Consider the following 18,050-nt stretch of genomic DNA (forward strand, 5'->3'; position numbering starts at 1 on the left):
AACTCAATGTCCTGAGACAGGATGACACCACTCCCCTATCACTCACAACCGTTTAACAAAAAAATAATGCCCTTTTGGCTCTCGTTTTTATCACCGAAGTGAGTTCTGCATCCTCGATTCGCTATGGCGAAGCACCATCAGGAAAAACATAAAAAAGGCCGCTCAATGAGCGGCCTTCTGGCATTACCAATCAGGGATTAGCTATCGCGGCGCTTGCCACCGAACTTGCGACCCTTGTCGAAACCGCCTTCACGGCGATCCTTGTTGAAGGGACGGTCACCCTGCGGACGGCGATCCTTGTTGAAAGGACGGTCGCCACGGAACGGACGATCACCGCGCGGCGGACGGCTGCTGGTGTTGCCACCGGCCGGCACTTCGGTGTAGCGGGTGATCTGCAGCGGACGCTGGCAAACACGGGCTTTCTTGATCACTTCCAGTACATCGGCGGTCATGCCTTTCGGCAGATCGACGGTGGAGAAGTCATCAGCGATGTCGATGTTGCCGATGAAGCGGCTCTCGATGTTCGCTTCGTTGGCGATGGCGCCCACGATCTGGCCCGGCTTGACGCCGTGATGGGCACCCACGTCTACGCGGTAACGCTCCATCTCCACATCCGGGTTGTCTTTCAGCGGACGCGGCTCCAGGGACGGCATGCGACGGGCAGGACGATCGCCACGGTCACCGAAGTCACGACCGCCACGGTCGTTGAAGTCACGGCGCTCGAAGCCACCACGATCGTTGCCAGCATTCAGCAGCGGATCCGGAATGGAGTCATCCAGCAGCAGCGGTTGGTCACCCTGTACCAGCTTGGCCAGTGCGGCAGCCAGCTCCAGCGGATCGGCAGAATCCTCTTCGATCAGCTCGTTCACCAGGTTGTGGTAGATCTCGAGCTCTTCACCCATCATGGTTTCGCGGATGCGCTCCTTGAACTTGGCAAGACGATGCTGGTTAATGTCCTCGGTGCTCGGCATCTTCATCGGCTCGATGGCCTGACGGGTTGCGTGCTCGATGGCGCGCAGCATACGACGCTCGCGGGGAGCGACGAACAGGATGGCTTCGCCTTTACGACCGGCACGACCGGTACGGCCGATACGGTGTACGTAAGATTCGGTGTCGTACGGAATGTCGTAGTTCACTACGTGGGTGATGCGCTCAACGTCCAGACCACGGGCGACAACGTCGGTGGCGATCAGGATGTCCAGCTGGCCCTGACGCAGCTTGTCGACGGTACGCTCACGCAGTTTCTGCGGGATGTCGCCGTGCAGCGCTTCACAGGCGTGACCACGGGCGGCCAGCTTGCCAGCCAGCTCTTCGGCAGCGTTCTTGGTACGCACGAATACCAGCAGGGCTTCGTAGGATTCCACTTCCAGCAGACGGGTCATGGCGTCCAGCTTGTGCAGACCGGTAACCTGCCAGTAACGCTGGCGAATAGTGGTCGCGGTAGCAGTCTTGGAGGCGATCTTGATCTCTTTGGGCTGCTTCAGGTGCTTCTGGGCCACGCGACGGATCTGCTCCGGCATGGTGGCAGAGAACAGGGCAACCTGACGAGTGCTCGGGCACTGCTCCATGATCCAGTCAACGTCGTCGATGAAGCCCATACGCAACATTTCATCAGCTTCGTCCAGTACCAGTGCTTTCAGGCCGGAGAGGTCCAGGTTCTTGCGACGGATCAGGTCCATCACGCGGCCCGGAGTACCGACGACAACCTGGGCACCGCGACGCAGGGCGCGGGTCTGGGTTTCGTAGGAGGCACCACCGTAGATGGGCAGTACGTGGAAATCAGGCATGTGGTGGGCGTAGCGTTGGCACGCTTCAGCCACTTGCAGCGCCAGTTCGCGGGTAGGCGCCAGCACCAGGATCTGGGTGTTGCGGTTACCTGCTTCCAGACGAGACAACAGAGGCAAGGCAAAAGCAGCGGTCTTCCCTGTACCGGTTTGCGCCTGCCCCAGCAGATCGTGTCCCGCCATCAGGTGGGGAATTGCTGCGGCCTGGATCGGTGACGGGCGCTCATAGCCCACGTCCTGCAGCGCTTTTAATACAGGCGCGGCCAGTCCAAGCTCACTAAAAAGGGGCAGTTGTTCGGTATCAGACATAGATTCTTCCAGATTAAGGCAGGCGGCTAACACCGCGGAATAGCAAAAAGGCGGCGATTATAGCGCCACTTTGTTCTGCTGTCTTGAAAAATGTGATAAGCCTCTCAAGACGTTGGCAATTATAGAGGGATCTGACGAGTATGGCTTGCTTATTTTGCACTCATAGTGCGTTATTGCAGATCACTCCTCGCTGGAGTCCTTGCCCCGCTTGTGTTTGAGCACTGCCATGGTCAGTCGGCTGGTGCACAATAAACGCTCACGTTCGTCCCGAATTTCAATCTGCCACACCTGGGTTGTTGCTCCCAGATGGAGCGGTTGACAACGCCCGGTCACCACCCCTTCCCGCTTGGCTCGCAGATGGTTGGCATTTACCTCCAGCCCCACACAGTAGCTATCTGGTCCCACCGCCATGTTGGCCGCCAAGGAACCCAGCGTCTCCGCCAGCACCACTGACGCGCCGCCATGGAGCATGCCAAGAGGCTGGTGGGTGCGATGATCCACCGGCATGGTCGCTTCAAGCCAATCGGTGCCAAAAGCCGTGTAGACGATATCGAGATGGGCCATCAGGGTGTTGCGAGAGGTGGCGTTGAGCCCCTCCAGATTCATGGGTTTACGCCAGATGGGCGCAATATCGTGACTCATTGCGAGCAGACTCCTTATGTAAGCGATGAATGCGTACCGATATGAGTGAAACGCCCTCCATCGGCAACATGGTTCTGTTATATGAGTTGTTGGTTACCAGGTGACGTGTTAACAACGCAGCCCCGACCCGGCGCTGCGTGTTACACAATCATGCCCTTAAGCGGGATGTCACCAGGGGTAGGTAACGCCGGGCCACTCGGACCAAGGCACATCTCGCCCCGGCAAGCGGGGGGCTGGCCACTGCCACACCCTGGCGAGCCACTCGCGCAGCTGAATCTCCAGCTCCTCATCCGTGATGGGCGCCTCGGCCACCTTCCAGAAGAAGAGCTCCACCGCTACCTCCGGCAGCACCGAGGGGTAGAGATAAACCCCGCCCCAAAATTGCGGCTCCCGATCTGGGCTCCAGAGGCCATAGGCAAAGGAGCGCTTGGCCAGAAACTCCGACTGCTGCCACTCCAGATCCCCTTCGTGCTGGCTCAGGCTGAAGTTGGCCGAGGGCCAGATATCGTTCGGGCGAAACAGCTGATGGAGTTGCTCGCGCTCGCGCAACATGGCGACAAACTCCACCACCGCCTGAGCGGGAGTTGCGGGTAACAGCAAGAAACGCGGGTGCCGATAGGCCTTCGGCACCCGAAACCGCTTGGGGAACGTCAGCATCAGAGCAGCTCCAGCAGGGCTTGCAATGGATGTTTGAGCTTTTCCCCCTCCATCCGCTTGACCTGACTGCGGCACGAATAGCCGGTCGCCAGACAGCGCGCTTTGGGCAGGCGCGCGAGTGGCTCAGCCCAGCTCAACCCATAGATCCCCTTGGAGTTCTCCACCTGTTTGACGTCGTGACCATAGGTGCCCGCCATGCCACAACAACCCACAGAGACCGGCTGCAAACTGGCCCCGAAACGGCCAAACAGGGTACTCCAGTCGCCGTGGGTCGAGGGCTTGGCGGTCTTCTCGGTGCAGTGGGCAAACAGATACCAGGGCTCGCTCCCCTCCTCGCTCTTGGTCTTGTCGGTTCGAGCAGGCAACTGATCTACCGGCAGCGAGAGCAGCCACTCCTGCGGCAACAACACCTGAAAATCGCCGCGAGCCGACCCCAGCGCCTTGGCATACTCGTCGCGATAGCAAAGCACCATGGCCGGATCCACCCCCACCATGGGAATGCCAAGCGCCGCTACCTTATTGAGGAACTGGGCGCTGTTGGCCGCGGTACGGGCAAAGGCGCGCAGGAACCCCTTGATATGCTGGGGCTTGCCGTTCGGTTTAAAGGGCAGCAAGTAGGGCTGGAAACCGAGCTTGCTGGCGAGTTTCACCAGGTCGCGCACCACAGGGGCATCGTAATAACTGGTGAAGGGGTCCTGCACGATGAGCACCACCTGCTTGCGCTGCTCGGCACTCATCCGCTCCAGTCCCGGCAGATCAAAATAGCGGGCGCGGTTATCGTGCAGGCTCTCGGCCAGGGTCGGCACAGAGAGCAGCGGCACATCGACCATGCCGATACTCTTCTCGGTCGCCTTCTGGGCCCACTCTTTTTCGAGGAAGAAATTGACCAGCTTCGGCGCCTTGGCAAGCAGCGGCGCATAGCTCTCCACCGTGCCGACGAAGTAATCCTTGGGGGCGCGCAGGTAGCGACCGTGATAGAGCTGCATAAAGCGGGCGCGAAAATCGGGCACATCCACCTTGATTGGGCACTGACTGGTGCACGCCTTGCAGGCAAGGCAGCCCGCCATCGCCTCCATCACCTCGTGGGAGAAGTCATACTCGCCGCGCTGTTTGGCCCAGCTGTTGCGCACCTTGTCCACCAGCTGTTTGAAGCGCACGCCACCGGATTGCAGCGCCACCTCTTCCGCCAGCGGGTCAAAGCCCTGCTCCGCCAGCTGACGCAACCATTCACGCATCAGGCCCGCCCGCCCCTTGGGGGAGTGGCGGCGATCACGGCTGATCTTGACCGAGGGGCACATGGGGGAGTCGGTCTCGAAGGTGAAGCACAGACCATTGCCGTTGCAATCCATGGCGCGGGTGTAGCTGGTGCGCACCGCGAGCGGGATCTGGCGGTCATACTTGCCGCGCTTGGGCCCATCCACCGACACCAGCTCGGCGCCGCTACCGTAGGGGATACAGATCTTGCCCGGGTTGATGCGGTTGGCCGGGTCGAACGCCCCCTTGACCCGCTGCAGCTCTTCCCACAGCTCGCCAAAGAAGGCGGGGCTGTATTCGGAGCGAAAGCCCTTGCCATGCTCGCCCCACATCAGACCACCATATTTGGCGGTGAGCGCCACCACCTGATCGGAGATGCGGCGCAGCAGCACCTCCTGCTCGGGATCGCACAAATCCAGCGCCGGGCGCACGTGCAGCACACCGGCATCAACGTGGCCAAACATGCCGTAGTCGAGGCCGTGGGCGTCGAGCAGGGCACGAAACTCCATGATGAAATCGGCCAGCGACTCGGGCGGCACGGCGGTATCTTCGGTGAAGGCCACCGGCTTCTTGCGTCCTTCGGCGTTGCCCAGCAGCCCCACCGACTTCTTGCGCATGGTGTAGATGGTCTCGATGCTCGGCAAGTGGTCACACACCTGATAGCCGATGATCCCCGCCTCGCCCTTGGCCAGCAGCGCGTCGATACGGCGGCAGAGCTCTGCCACCTTGGCCTTGTGTTCTACCTCGTCGGTATCGGCAAACTCGACGATGTTGAGTCCCTGCAGATCCTTGCCGGGCACATCCTGAATAAGTTCTTTCACCGAATGCCAGATGATGTCGGCGCGGGCCAACCCGAGCACCCGGGAATCCACCGTCTCCACCGACAGCGCTTGGGCCTCAACCATAAAGGGGGCGTTGCGCAGGGCGGAAGGGAAACTGTCGTACTTGACGTTGACCAGGGTGCGGTAGCGCGGGATTGGCGTGATATTGAGTTTGGCTTCGGTGATAAAGCCGAGAGACCCTTCAGATCCGCACAGCACCCGGCTGACATCCAGCGTGTCGGTATCGGGTTGATAGAGGTGCTTGAGATCGTAGCCGGTCAGAAAGCGGTTGAGCTTGGGGAAGGTCGCCTCGATGTCGGCGCGGCGCTCCTTGCCGATGCGATAGAGGGTGCGATAGATCTCCCCTTCGCGATTCTCCAGCGCCAGCTTGTCGGCCAGTCGCTCACCGGTCAGCGGCTCGGTGGCCATCAGGTCGCCGTTCTCCAGCACCGCCTTGAGCCCCAGCACGTGATCCGAGGTTTTGCCGTAGACCAGCGACCCCTGCCCCGAGGCGTCGGTGTTGATCATGCCGCCTAAGGTGGCGCGGTTGGAGGTGGAGAGATCCGGCGAGAAGAAGTAGCCGTGGGGCTTGAGATAGGCGTTGAGCTGGTCTTTCACCACCCCGGCCTGGGCGCGTACCCACCCCTCCTCCAGATTAATTTCCATGATCTGGTTCATATAACGGGAGAGATCGACGATAATGCCGCCGCCCAATGACTGGCCATTGGTGCCGGTACCGCCACCACGAGGGAAAAAACTCAGTGAGGCGAACGCCGGCTCTGCGGCCAGCTTGAGCATTGCTGCTATGTCGTCCGCACTGCGCGGATAGAGAACCGCCTGAGGTACTACCTGATAGACGCTGTTATCCGTCGCCATCGCCAACCGGCTTGCATAAGACTTTTCGATATCACCACGAAATGCGCTGCGCTCTAGCAACTCAAGAAACTGCAGGGTTGTTGGTGACAAACTGTCCTGGTAATCGAGTCTCGGGATCATGAATCCTTGTTCCCATCCTTTGCTTGATGCCGGCACGCCGGCGACAACGACTGGCCAGCCGCCTGTCAATGGCAGTCAGGCCAGTCCGCTCACATGTGAGCGGGCAGTATATCAGCTAGAAAACCGCTTGCGCTTGGCAATATTCACCATTTGAAAGGAGGACTTTTATGGCTCACCACAGCCATGTTATCAGTACGCTGGTCACCACCGAAAAACAGGCGCTTACCCTGTCGCTGTTCGGTTGTATCACCTTTGCCATCTTCGGCATCGGCTACGGCCTCTTCGTCGGTTCCAACGCCATCATGCTCGATGGTATCTTCACCCTGTTCAGCATGGGCATGACAGGCCTCGGTCTTGTTACCGCCTATCTCGTTACCCGCCCTTCCGATGAGCGCTTCCAGTATGGCTACGCCCACTTCGAGCCCATCACCAACGTCATCAATGGCACCATTATTCTGCTGCTCTGCCTTGGCGCTCTCTATAGCGGCATCACCACCCTGCTGGATGGCGGACGGGAGATCGATCTCGGCCACGCCCTCATCTATGCCGCCGTCTCCACCTTCTTCTGCGCCATCATCTATCGCATCGAAGCCCAGGTCGCCGAGCAGGTAGACTCCGAGCTGGTGCGGGTCGACTCCAAAGAGTGGCTGGTGGATACCCTGCTCAGCGCCACCCTGCTTATCGGTTTCGTGGTCGCCATCGGCCTCGATGCCATCGGCTACGGCCAATACAACCGCTACATAGACCCGGTTCTGGTCTCGCTGCTGGCCCTCTGCGCCACCCTCATTCCCATCAAGGTGCTCGGTCGCAACCTACGGGAAGTGTTGAAGATCGCCCCCAAGGGGGATGTGCCACGGCAAGTCGAGCAGGAGATCGAGGCGCTGCGCCAGCGCCATGGCATCGAGTGCTACAGCCATCTGGCCAAAAGCGGTCGCCGCTTCGAGCTGGAATTGAACATTCTGGTGGCGCCGGGTCAGGAGTGGCCCGTCGAACGTCAGGATGCCCTGCGTCAGGAGCTCTGGTCTCGCCTCGGCGACACCCTGGGGGATGCCTGGCTCTCGGTCTGTTTCACCCGCGAAAAGCGCTGGTTGTAACGACCGCACGGGGGAGCGCGGCACGGCCGCCTCCCCTGTCGCATCACAACCCCATCACGCCCCGCTGACGCTGCGCTTGCCAAATTGGCGCCAGCCGTTATCATCAGGGCTCATTTTTCACCCGAGGTTTTATTGCCCATCATGGACAATCCCCGAAGTTGCCCTTCGTCTCTCTCTGTCAAAGCCTATCTTTTTCTGCTTAATCAGCGCCTCTGAATAACACCTTTGCCTTGCTGTTACTGCGGCCATCGTGCGCCGTGATCACTGTTTGCTCTGTCTGTTTTTATTGAGGTCGTCACAATGGAATTGCTGCTGGATCCCCATATCTGGATTGGTCTGTTTACCCTGATCATTCTGGAAATCGTGCTCGGGATCGACAACCTGGTCTTTATCGCCATTCTGGTGAAAAAACTGCCCCCCGCCCAACGGGACAAGGCACGCGTCATCGGCCTATCGCTGGCCCTGCTGATGCGACTTGGGCTCTTGAGCGTCATGTCATGGCTGGTCACCCTGACCACCCCGATTTTGCACCTGTGGGATCACCCCTTCTCCGGTCGGGACCTGATCCTGATGGGGGGCGGCCTGTTCCTGCTGTTCAAGGCCACCTCCGAGCTGCATGAGCGACTGGAAGCCAAACCCCAGGATGATGGCCCGGTCGGCGCCTACGCCAGCTTCGGCGTGGTGATCGCCCAAATTTTGGTGCTCGATGCGGTCTTCTCGCTCGACTCCATCATCACTGCCGTCGGCATGGTGGAACACCTTGGCGTGATGATGGCCGCCGTGACCATCGCCATGGTGGTGATGGTGCTCGCCTCCAAGCCGCTGACCCGCTTCGTCAACGCCCACCCCACCGTGGTGGTGCTCTGTCTGAGCTTCCTGCTGATGATCGGCTTCAGCCTGGTGGCGGAAGGATTTGGCTTCCATATTCCGAAGGGCTACCTATACGCGGCCATCGGCTTCTCGGTGCTGATCGAGTTTTTCAACCAGCTGGCCCAGCGCAGCGCCATGCGTCACGAATCCAAACAGCCGCTGCGCGAGCGCACCACCGCCGCCATCTTCAAGCTGATGGGCAGCAAGGCCTATCAGGATCAGCCGGATGACGATCTGGATGCCCCTGCCGTAGCGCCGGTGAGCTTTGGCGAGGAGGAGCGCTATATGGTGACCGGCGTACTGTCGCTGGCCGAGCGCTCCATTCGCACCATCATGACCCCGCGCTCGGAGATGGCCTGGATCGATATCAACGACTCCAGCGACGAGATCCGCGCCCTGCTGCAGCGCGAGCCCCACAGCCTGTTCCCTATCTGTGACGGGGATCTGGACGAGGTGATCGGAGTGGTCAAGGCGCGCGATCTGCTGTTTGCCTTGAACGAAGGGCAATCTTTGAGCGAACTGGCCAAGCAGAACGATCCCATTATCGTGCCGCAGACCATCAACGTGATCCGCCTGCTGGCGGAGCTGCGCAAAGCCAAAGGGAGCCTTATTCTGGTCTCCGACGAGTTTGGCGTGATCCAGGGGCTGGTCACCACCCACGATCTGCTGGAGGCCATCGTCGGCGAGCTGCCGGATGAGGACGAAACCCCGGATATCGTGCGCGATGGCGAAGGGTGGCTCATCAACGGCAGCACCAACATCCACCATGTGGAGCAGGTGCTGGAGCACGAGGGGCTGGTAAGCGAGAGCGATGAATACGTGACCCTGGCGGGCATGCTGCTCTCCCACTTCGGCACTCTGCCCACCCCGGGTCAGCAGTTGCAACTGCAGCAGCTCAACTTCGAGGTGATCGAGGTGAGCGAGCGGCGTATCGAGCGGGTGAAAGTGATGCCCGCCACGGCTTGAGCCTGCCACCAGCAGAATACAGAAGAGGGCCAGACGGCCCTCTTTTTTATGCTTCAACTTTATGCCTCAACGCCTCTTTCCCGACGGTTTGCACTGATTGCTGCATCAAGCACAATTCTCTTGTGCAATTACCCCCCTTTTTCACAACAAGATGGCGGCATAAAGTGGCCTCACTTCCACCATGAGGAACTCAAGATGAGCCACGATCACCTGTTCTGCCCGCTGCGCCTCGGCCAGCTGCACCTTGCCAACCGCATCGTCATGCCCCCCATGACCCGCTCCCGTGCCAGTCAGCCGGGTGATGTGGCCAACGCCATGATGGCGAGCTACTACGCCCAGCGCGCCGAGGCGGGCCTGATCATCAGCGAAGGCACCCAAATCGACCCCATGGGCAAGGGCTACGCCTGGACGCCGGGCATCTACAGCGCAGAGCAGATCGCTGGCTGGAAACTGGTGACCGATGCCGTGCACGCCAAGGGGGGCACCATCTTCGCCCAGCTCTGGCACGTGGGCCGCGTCACCCATCCGGACAACATCGGCGGCGCCCAGCCCATCTCCGCTTCAGCCCTGCCCGCAGTGGGCGTCAAGGTGTTCGTCGATAACGGCAGCGATGCGCCGGGCTTTGTCGAGACCGTCACCCCGCGCGCCATGACCCAGGCCGATATCGATGCGGTGGTGGGCCAGTTCCGTCAGGCGGCCCGCAACGCCATCAGCGCCGGTTTTGACGGCATCGAGCTGCACGCCGCCAACGGTTATCTCATCAACCAGTTCCTCGACTCCGAATCCAACGCCCGCACCGACAGTTACGGCGGATCGCTGGATAACCGGCTGCGCTTTCTCAAAGAGGTGACAGAAGCGGTTAGTAGCGAAATCGGCGCCGAACGTGTCGGGGTGCGTCTTGCGCCGCTCACCACCCTCAACGGCACCGTGGATGCCAATCCGCAGGAGACCTATCTGGCGGCCGCCCGTCTGCTGGGCCAGCTCAACGTGGTCTACCTGCACATTGCCGAGGCGGACTGGGACGATGCCCCCCTGATGCCGGAGAACTTCAAGCAGGGTCTGCGGGATGCCTTCCCCAACACCCTGATCTATGCCGGTAAATATGATGGCGAGCGGGCACGTGCCGCCCTCGAAGCGGGCTGGGCCGACATGATTGGCTTTGGCCGCCCCTTCGTTGCCAACCCGGATCTGCCGAACCGGCTGCGCCACGGCTATCCGCTGGCCCCCCACGATCCGGCCACCCTGTTTGGCGGTGGCGAGAAGGGGTTGACCGACTACCCCGTCTATCAGGCCGAGGACGCAACCACCAGCCGCTGATTGTCGATGGCCAACCGGCTACGTAACGCAGGCCCCACAGGTAGGGGCCTGCCGTATTGTTGCGCATTAGCAACAGTGATATGACTGACCGAATCACTGTTGCAATGACCTCGTTGTTCTCTCCCCTCGCTTTCACAAGGAGTCATCATGAATCACACCCAAGCCTGGTGCTGGCATGCCCCCGGTGAACCAACCCAGCTTACCCTCGCCGATCTGCCCCTGGCACCGCTCGCCCCTGACGAAGTACTGGTAGCCAATCGGGTTATCGCCTTCAATCCGGTGGACTGGAAGCTGATCGAATATGGCCACTCCAACTGGCAGGATGGTCAGGTGCCCGGCGTCGATGGCATGGGCACTATCGTGGCCCTCGGCGCCAACGTCAGCCATCTGCGTCTCGGCGCCCGGGTCGCCTATCACACCGACCTGCGCCACCACGGCAGCTTTGCCCGCCACACCCGGGTACCCGCCCGTGCCCTGCTGCCGGTGCCCGATGCCCTGAGTGACGAGGCAGCCGCCGCCCTGCCCTGTCCCGGCCTCACCGCCTGGCAGGCACTGGCCAAGCTGCCGCGCCTGCACGGGGAAGCACTGCTCATCACAGGTGCCGGCAGCAGTGTCGGCCGCTTTGCGGTGCAGCTCGCCCTCCAGAAAGGTGCGCGGGTCTTTGCCAGTGCCAGCTCACGCCACCATCACTGGCTCAAGCAGATAGGTGTGCAGGGGGTGGCCGATTATCGGGATCCCGAGTGGCTGGGCACCTTGCAGACTGCCAACGGCAACGAGCCGTTCGAGGGGATCATCGATCTGGTCTCCAGCCAACAGGCAGAGAGCCTGCTGCCCGCGCTGGGCTACTACGGTCACATGGTGACTGTGCTCGGGCGCATCCCGCACAATCCGTTGCCCGCCTTTAGCCATTGCCACTCATTGCACGAGATTGCGCTGGGCGCCCAGCACGCCTTTGGCAGCGACAAACAGTGGAGCCGACTGGTGGCCGCCGGGGTCGCCATGATGGAGCAGATGGCGAGCGGCGAGCTGACCCTGCCGCCGCTGGTGGTCGGCGACTTTGAGGAACTACCCACCCAGCTCGAGCGCTTCAAGCGCGAAGGACAGGGCGAGAAGTTTCTGGTGCGAGTGGCATAACGCTGACCTGCCCCGATAACCACACCAGTCTTTGAAATGAGAGAGGCCCGCCAGTGATGGCGGGCCTCTCTTTATATAGTGCATGTCATCTCGACTTCATTGGCGCCTGACTCAATGCAGGATCACCCCGTGAGTCGCGGCATAACTGCGGATCTCCCGGGTCAGCCGCGCCTTGTCAGCCAAGCTCAGCCAGCTCGCCTCCACCGCATTGAGCGACAAGCGGCAGAGCTGACACATGGTCGCGCCAAGGCCCTCGGCCAGCGCCACAAAGTTGGCATTCATATAGCCGCCAAAGTAGGCGGGATCGTCCGAGTTGATGGTGACGCAGAGCCCCTGCTCCAGCAGCCGCAACACATTGTGCTGGGCCATATTGCCGAACACCTTGAGCCGGGTGTTGGAGAGGGGGCAGACGGTGAGCGGCAGCCGGGTATCCGCCAGATAGCGCAGCAGCTCGGGATCGTCTGCCGAACGCACTCCGTGATCGATGCGGCATACCTGCAGCTCGTTGATCGCCTGCCAGATGTAGTCGGCAGGCCCCTCTTCACCTGCATGGGCCACCACCGGCAGCCCCAGCTCGCGGCATTTGGCAAAGACCCGGGCAAACTTGGTCGGTGGGTTGCCCTTTTCACCCGAGTCGAGGCCGATGCCGTGAATGCGCGACAGGAAGGGCATAGCCTCTGCCAATGTAGCGAACGCCTCCTCTTCACTGAGGTGGCGCAAGAAGCTCATGATAAGGCGCCAGCTGATGCCAAACTCCTTCTCCCCGGTCTGCAGCGCCCGCTCGATGCCGCCCAGCACGGTAGCAAAGGAGATACCGCGGGCGGTATGGGTCTGCGGGTCAAAGAAGATCTCCACATGCACCACCTTATCGGCGGCGCAACGCTCAAGATAGGCCCAGGTGAGGTCGAAGAAGTCCTGCTCGGTCACCAGCACGCTGGCGCCGCGATAGTAGAGATCGAGAAAGGATTGCAGGCAGTCAAAGTCATAAGCGGCGCGCACGCTGGCCACGTCGGGCCAGGGCAGTGGCACACCGTTGCGGCGGCCCAGCTCAAACATCAACTCGGGTTCGAGGCTGCCCTCGATATGCAGGTGCAGCTCCAGTTTCGGCAGTCCGGCGATAAATTGCGCGGCGGTGAGGTGTTCGGGTGTGACTGGCTTGGGAATCGGGGTGTCCATAGCGACGGCTCCATCAGCAAAGTGATCCGGCGTCAGCCCCTCCACCAGACTGACCCGACGGCAGCTTTATTGTGCACCGAAGTGGCGAGACAGGGGAGACTTGTCATCAAACAGACTTATAATGGCGTCACAAAAATCATAAATGATTGAACATCTTAACGATTGGCGGCTCGCCTGCGCCCTGACAAGGAGTTTTCATGAAGAAGAACGTCATCTGCGATATCGACGGTGTCATCCTGCACAACAACGATCTCATCCCCGGTGCCGACCGTTTTGTCCATCGCCTGCTGGAGCAGGGCAGCAAGCTCTTGTTCCTCACCAACTACCCGGCCCAGACCCAGAAAGATCTGCAAAACCGCTTCCGCTCCGCCGGGATCGAAGTGCCGGAAGAGTGCTTCTATACCTCCGCCATGGGCACCGCCGACTTTCTCAAGCGTCAGGATGGCAAGAAGGCGTATGTGATCGGTGAAGGGGCGCTGACCCACGAGCTCTACAAAGCCGGTTTCACCATCACCGACATAGACCCCGACTTCGTGGTGGTGGGGGAGACCCGCAACTACAACTGGACCATGATGCAACAGGGCGCCAAGTTCGTCGATCAGGGGGCCCGCTTTATCGCCACCAACCCCGACACCCACGGCCCCATGATGCACCCGGCCTGCGGCGCCCTGTGCGCCCCCATCGAACGGATGACCGGCAAGAAGCCGTTCTATGTCGGCAAGCCGAGCGCCTGGATCATTCGTGCGGCGCTCAACCGGATGGAGGCCCACTCCGACGACACCATCATCATCGGCGACAACCTGCGCACCGACATTCTGGCGGGCTTTCAGGCCGGTCTCGAGACGGTGCTGGTGCTCTCCGGGGTGAGCAAGGTCGCCGATATCGACCGCATGCCGTTTCGGCCGAACCACATCTTCGACTCCGTGGTCGACATCGATATCGTCTAATCACCACCCAAGCGTTAAACAGGGCAGGTCTCTCCTGCCCTTGCAGGATCTGTTATGGAACCCATTCTGATCGCTGTGGCCTTTGGCTGCGGCATGGTAGTCAATCTGATTGGCCTGCCCCCCCTGCTCGGCTTTCTGGCCGCCGGTTTTATCCTCAACGGCATGGGATATGAAAATACTCCTGCCCTGAGCGAGGTAGCCGATCTCGGCGTCACCTTGCTGCTGTTCACCATCGGTCTCAAGCTCAATATCAAGACCCTGATGCGGCGCGATGTGTGGGGTACCACCAGCCTGCACCTGCTGCTCTCCACCCTGCTCTTTACCGTGGTACTGCTGGTCTGCAAGGGACTGGGGCTTGAACTTGCCCTGTCGCTGGACTGGAAGCTGGCGCTGCTGCTGGGCTTTGCCCTCTCCTTCTCCAGCACTGTCTTTGCGGTCAAGGTGCTGGAAGATCGCAGCGACATGAATGCCCTCTACGCCCGCATCGCCATCGGGGTGCTGGTGATGCAGGATGTGTTCGCCGTGGCGTTTCTGGCCTTCTCCAGCGGCAAGTGGCCCAGTATCTGGGCGCTCTGGGTACTGGGATTGCCGCTGCTGCGCCCGCTGCTGTTCAAGCTGCTGGAGCGTGCCGGGCACGGCGAGCTGCAGGTGCTGTTCGGGGTGTTTTTGGCGCTGGTGGTCGGGGCCGCCGGTTTTGAAGTGGTCGGCCTCAAACCGGATCTCGGGGCACTGATCATCGGCATGATGCTCGCCTCTCATCCGGCTGCGGCAGGGCTTGCCAAGGCGCTCTTTAACCTCAAAGACCTCTTTCTGGTCTGCTTCTTTCTCACCATCGGCCTCAACGGCCTGCCGACCCACGACACCATGCTGCTGGCACTGGCGCTGGTGCTGGCCCTGCCGCTCAAAAGTGTCCTCTACTATCTGGTCTACAGCGGCGCACACCTGCGGGTGCGTACCGCCCTGCTCTCGACCCTGGCGCTCACCAACTTCTCGGAGTTTGGCCTGATCGTCGCCGCCATCGCCGCCAAGGCGGGCTGGCTCTCCCACGAGTGGCTGGTGGCGGTCTCGCTGGCACTGGCGGCGAGCTTTATGATCTCCGCCCCGCTCAATGCCCAGAGCGAGCGCATTTATCACCGCATCGGCCACTGGCTGCGGGGATTGCAGGCAAGCAACCTCCATCCGGAAGACAGACCCATCGAATTGGGCGATGCGGAGGTGATCATCCTCGGTATGGGGCGGATCGGTCAGGGGGCCTACTTCGAGCTGGAGAACAAGTACGGCAACGTCATCCTCGGGGTGGAGAACGACAGCGAGAAGCTACCCACCCTGCGCGCCCAGGGGATGAACGTCATCGAGGGGGATGCCACCGATACCGACTTCTGGGACAAGGTGCTGCTCTCCAATCAGGTCAATCTGGTGCTGCTGGCGATGCCCCACCATTCGGGGAATCTCTACGCCATCGAGAAGCTGCGCAGCCACGGATTCAACGGCAAGATCGCCGCCATCGTCCGTTTCGAGGACGATATCGCCTCCCTCAGAGAGCAGGGAGTGGATGCGGTATTCAACGTCTACAACGAAGCGGGCAGCGGCTTTGCCCGCCATGTGATCCGCCGCTTGCAGCCGCTTTGAGTTATCGGCCAGCAGCCCTTGGCAAGGGAATGCGCATCGTTTAAGTTATGCACAACCTCGTTTAATAAAACGAACAAACGCGGGGCCGGGATGGCCCCGCGTTCCTATCTGCCGAAGCCAAGGAGGCACCATGAAGACCCTCAACGACTGGATCCTGCTCGATCGCCATGAGGCGGCCCCTACCCCGCTGATGCCCGCCCCCGAGCGCATTAAAGCGGGCAACCCGGCGCAAACGGTGTGGAACCACTACTCCGACCCAAGCCAGCAGTTTCACATCGGCTTCTGGGCTTGCGAGCCTGGCCGCTGGGCCATCCACTACACCGAGCACGAGTATTGCCAGCTGCTGGAGGGGGATGTGGTGATCCACGACAGTCTGGGCGGCCAGCAGGCCCTCAAACCCGGCGATCAATTCGTGATTCCGGCAGGCTTTGTCGGTGAGTGGGAGACCCTCACCCCCTGTCGCAAGGTCTATGTGATCTTCGAACCCGCATCGGCTTGACGTTCACGTCACCCTGCCCCGTTGCAACAATCCTTATCCTGTTGATCTGCTTGACGCTTACGGCATGATTTTCTGCGGTTTTCCCGCTTGCAAAAGGTTTTTCCGCTAGGCATTGTGTCTGACGAGGAATGTAAATGGAATTTCGAGCCCAAACGTGGGGGGCTCATATAAAAATCAAGAGGATTACCGCCAATGTGTTCAATTTTCGGCATTCTGGATATCAAGTCCGATGCAGTAGCCCTGCGCAAATCGGCGCTGGAGATGTCCAAGCGACTGCGTCACCGCGGGCCTGACTGGTCCGGCGTCTACAGCTCCGACAAAGCCATTCTGGTGCACGAGCGTCTGGCCATCGTCGATCCGGGCAATGGCGCCCAGCCGCTCTACAACCCCGAGCGCACCCATGTGCTGGCGGTCAACGGCGAGATCTACAACCACAAAGAGCTGGAGAAAACCCTCAAGGTCGATTTCCAGTTCCAGACCAAATCCGACTGTGAAGTGCTGCTGGCCCTTTACAAGGAGAAGGGCCCGGCGTTTCTCGACGATCTCAACGGCATCTTTGCCTTCATTCTTTATGACGCCGAACAGGATGCCTACCTGATTGGTCGCGACCACATGGGGATCATCCCCCTCTATACCGGCCGCGACGAGCACGGCAACTTCTATGTCGCCTCCGAGATGAAGGCGCTGGTGCCGGTCTGCAAGAGCGTCGAAACCTTCCCGCCGGGACACTACCTGTGGAGCAAGGATGGCGAGCTCAAACAGTGGTACAAGCGCGACTGGATGGAGTATAGCGCGGTCGAGCACAACGTCAGCGACAAGGCCGAGCTGAAAGCCGCGCTGGAAGCGGCGGTCAAACGCCAGCTGATGTGCGACGTGCCTTATGGCGTGCTGCTCTCCGGCGGGCTCGATTCGTCCGTCATCTCCGCCATCACCAAGCTCTATGCGGCGCGCCGCATCGAGGACGATGGCAAGAGCGAAGCCTGGTGGCCGCAACTGCACTCCTTCGCCGTAGGGCTGAAAGGGTCGCCGGATCTCGCCGCCGCCCGCAAGGTGGCTGATCACCTCGGTACCATCCATCACCAGATCCACTTCACCGTGCAGGAGGGTCTGGATGCCCTGCGCGACGTCATCTATCACCTCGAGACCTATGACGTCACCACCATCCGCGCCTCCACGCCCATGTATCTGATGGCCCGCTACATCAAGGCGATGGGGATCAAGATGGTGCTCTCCGGCGAAGGTTCCGACGAGCTGTTCGGTGGCTACCTCTATTTCCACAAGGCGCCCAATGCCAAAGAGTTCCACGAAGAGAACGTGCGCAAGCTCGCCTCACTGCACCTCTATGACTGCCTGCGTGCCAACAAGTCGATGGCAGCCTGGGGTGTGGAAGGTCGCGTGCCCTTCCTCGACAAGGAGTTCATGGACGTGGCGATGCGCCTGCAGCCGGCCGACAAGATGTGCGGCAAGGGCAAGATCGAGAAGCACATCCTGCGCGAAGCATTCGAGGATCTGCTGCCCCACGAAGTGGCATGGCGTCAGAAGGAGCAGTTCTCCGACGGCGTGGGCTATTCGTGGATCGACAGCCTGAAAGCCATGGTGGAACAGGAAGTGACGGATCAGATGTTCGAGGCAGCGGCATTCCGCTTCCCCATCAACACCCCGCTCACCAAGGAGGCCTACTTCTACCGCGCCATCTTCGACGAGCACTTCCCCTTGGAAGCCGCCGCCCGTACAGTGCCCTACGGCAAGTCGGTCGCCTGCTCCACTCCCACTGCGCTGGAGTGGGATGCCAAGTTCAAGGAGATGGCCGACCCGTCTGGCCGCGCCGTGATGGACGTGCATCAGCAGGGCTACTGAGCCTGCACGCCGAACCGAGCGGTTAACGTCAGATAGCAAAAAGCCCTTCACCATGGTGAAGGGCTTTTTCTTATGGCAAATAGAGTAAACAGACGATC

Annotated in this window: 13 protein-coding genes; 8 read left to right on the forward strand and 5 right to left on the reverse strand. The window is 60.7% G+C overall.

What is annotated here, in order from left to right; all coding sequences use genetic code 11:
* Positions 1-197: 197 nt before the first annotated feature.
* The 4 genes from VF684_RS18445 to ydiJ form a co-directional block, all read right to left on the reverse strand.
* Complete coding sequence (locus VF684_RS18445) at positions 198-2,093, reverse strand: DEAD/DEAH box helicase (RefSeq protein WP_162516175.1); 1,896 nt, start codon at positions 2,091-2,093, stop codon at positions 198-200.
* 180 nt (positions 2,094-2,273) lie between these two features.
* Positions 2,274-2,735 (reverse strand): hotdog fold thioesterase, encoded by a 462-nt coding sequence (locus tag VF684_RS18450; protein ID WP_376898533.1) that lies wholly within the window; start codon positions 2,733-2,735, stop codon positions 2,274-2,276.
* Between the two features lie 168 nt (positions 2,736-2,903).
* Positions 2,904-3,392, reverse strand: a complete 489-nt coding sequence (locus VF684_RS18455) for a hypothetical protein (RefSeq protein ID WP_136502330.1) — start codon at positions 3,390-3,392, stop codon at positions 2,904-2,906.
* Entirely contained in the window at positions 3,392-6,463 is a 3,072-nt protein-coding gene (ydiJ, locus tag VF684_RS18460; protein ID WP_162516176.1) for a D-2-hydroxyglutarate dehydrogenase YdiJ, read from the reverse strand. The genes VF684_RS18455 and ydiJ overlap by 1 nt, the downstream gene beginning before the upstream one ends.
* A 167-nt stretch (positions 6,464-6,630) precedes the next feature.
* Between ydiJ and VF684_RS18465 the strand changes: the two genes are divergently transcribed.
* The 4 genes from VF684_RS18465 (at position 6,631) to VF684_RS18480 (ending at position 11,844) form a co-directional block, all read left to right on the forward strand.
* Positions 6,631-7,557, forward strand: a complete 927-nt coding sequence (locus VF684_RS18465) for a cation diffusion facilitator family transporter (RefSeq protein ID WP_376898535.1) — start codon at positions 6,631-6,633, stop codon at positions 7,555-7,557.
* A 300-nt stretch (positions 7,558-7,857) separates the two neighbouring features.
* Positions 7,858-9,393: a TerC family protein gene (locus VF684_RS18470; protein ID WP_101531322.1), complete on the forward strand. Its 1,536-nt coding sequence runs from the start codon at positions 7,858-7,860 to the stop codon at positions 9,391-9,393.
* Between the two features lie 195 nt (positions 9,394-9,588).
* Positions 9,589-10,710, forward strand: coding sequence for an alkene reductase (locus VF684_RS18475; protein WP_139441902.1), 1,122 nt, complete (start codon positions 9,589-9,591; stop codon positions 10,708-10,710).
* Between the two features lie 147 nt (positions 10,711-10,857).
* The gene (locus VF684_RS18480; RefSeq protein WP_139441901.1) at positions 10,858-11,844 is read left to right on the forward strand and encodes a zinc-binding dehydrogenase; all 987 of its coding nucleotides are present in this window, start codon (positions 10,858-10,860) and stop codon (positions 11,842-11,844) included.
* A gap of 111 nt (positions 11,845-11,955) precedes the next feature.
* Here VF684_RS18480 and VF684_RS18485 read toward each other — a convergent pair whose 3' ends face one another.
* Positions 11,956-13,020, reverse strand: a complete 1,065-nt coding sequence (locus tag VF684_RS18485; RefSeq protein ID WP_139441900.1) for an adenosine deaminase — start codon at positions 13,018-13,020, stop codon at positions 11,956-11,958.
* A 197-nt stretch (positions 13,021-13,217) separates the two neighbouring features.
* Here VF684_RS18485 and VF684_RS18490 point away from each other — a divergent pair, with 197 nt between their 5' ends.
* From VF684_RS18490 to asnB, 4 genes are all read left to right on the forward strand, one after another.
* Positions 13,218-13,967, forward strand: a complete 750-nt coding sequence (locus VF684_RS18490) for an HAD-IIA family hydrolase (RefSeq protein WP_005337281.1) — start codon at positions 13,218-13,220, stop codon at positions 13,965-13,967.
* 54 nt (positions 13,968-14,021) lie between these two features.
* A complete protein-coding gene (locus VF684_RS18495) occupies positions 14,022-15,596 on the forward strand; it encodes a cation:proton antiporter family protein (RefSeq protein WP_019446569.1) in 1,575 nt (524 codons plus the stop codon).
* A 130-nt stretch (positions 15,597-15,726) separates the two neighbouring features.
* Positions 15,727-16,095: a cupin domain-containing protein gene (locus tag VF684_RS18500; RefSeq protein WP_376898538.1), complete on the forward strand. Its 369-nt coding sequence runs from the start codon at positions 15,727-15,729 to the stop codon at positions 16,093-16,095.
* Positions 16,096-16,287: 192 nt separating this feature from the next.
* On the forward strand, positions 16,288-17,952 hold the full coding sequence (gene asnB / locus VF684_RS18505) for an asparagine synthase B (protein WP_376898540.1): 1,665 nt from the start codon (positions 16,288-16,290) through the stop codon (positions 17,950-17,952).
* The last annotated feature ends 98 nt before the right edge of the window (positions 17,953-18,050 follow it).

Source organism: Aeromonas sp. Lyrl_2, from assembly GCF_051948815.1.
Classification (GTDB): domain Bacteria; phylum Pseudomonadota; class Gammaproteobacteria; order Enterobacterales; family Aeromonadaceae; genus Aeromonas; species Aeromonas veronii.